Origin of the sequence: Bartonella sp. SD1336NMGDW, assembly GCF_042193565.1 — a bacterium.
GTDB lineage: Bacteria > Pseudomonadota > Alphaproteobacteria > Rhizobiales > Rhizobiaceae > Bartonella > Bartonella grahamii.
In genome coordinates this window covers 1-822 of the sequence record NZ_JBHILW010000085.1, presented here as the reverse complement: position 1 = coordinate 822, position 822 = coordinate 1, and the positions used below count along the sequence as shown (strand labels likewise).

Here is an 822-nt window from a genome sequence, read left to right as displayed (position 1 = left end):
CCTGCTTTTAAAATGGGTCCATAGTCTGCAAGCCCCAAATTCGCTGCATAGACGCGTTCAACAGCAAGGGCTTGTTGACCCTTTGCATAGTATCTCCAGCAAATGGCATCAACCATATCACCATCTTTGGTCATATAAAGATCACTCATAGGTCTTCACCATATTCTCTCAACTTTATTGTAAATTCTTGTTTTTTGGGGGTGCCATTATGATGAAAAACGCTTTGTTTTTCCTCTACAGAAAGAATGACAAACTTACCTAAGATTTTGCCTTGACCGGTAACAAGAATATGAGGTCCCATATGCGCTATTTGTCGCAAATATTCGATTTGTCCGTGACCACCTTTGAAATCTGGATAAATTACGCCTGCTAAAGAAAACTCCGCATTTGCAACAGCTGGCAATTGAAGAGCCGCCTTTCGTCCCAATCGCCCTTGTTCTACCCATGGAACCCCATAAGACATATCAAGTGTTTGATAAGCTGCTGTTTCAATCGAAAAAATAAAACCACCCAAAGCTAACATCATGGTATTTAATCCGAAAGGCTAGAGGCTATGGCTAAACGTTGCTGTTTTGCATAGCGTTCAAGTGCTTGATTGACAGCGTCTCTGATTTCGTCCTTGAGACCATTGGGGACGGAAATATTTAGATTTGTAATGGTTACACGGGCGTCTACTTCAACGGGCTTATGAACCGTAATTGGCTTTGGAGCTTTAAAGGCACCCACTTTATTTGTTGCCTGCATTTGTCCTGTTTCAACGGCTCCTGTATTAAAACCACTCTTGCGTTTTTCAGGTGGGGTATTTGTAACCACTACTGTATC

The 822-nt window shown here is 42.0% G+C and carries 2 protein-coding genes and 1 pseudogene; all 3 read right to left on the bottom strand.

Annotated elements, in window-relative coordinates; translation table 11 throughout:
• Positions 1-149, bottom strand: a 149-nt coding sequence (locus tag ACFIKH_RS09260; protein ID WP_375671546.1) for a tail protein X, incomplete at its 3' end; no start/stop codon positions are given.
• Positions 146-526 (bottom strand): phage tail protein, encoded by a 381-nt coding sequence (locus ACFIKH_RS09255; protein WP_273724432.1) that lies wholly within the window; start codon positions 524-526, stop codon positions 146-148. The genes ACFIKH_RS09255 and ACFIKH_RS09260, both read right to left, overlap by 4 nt.
• A gap of 5 nt (positions 527-531) precedes the next feature.
• Positions 532-822, bottom strand: a pseudogene (locus tag ACFIKH_RS09250) (phage tail protein); the annotation flags it as partial.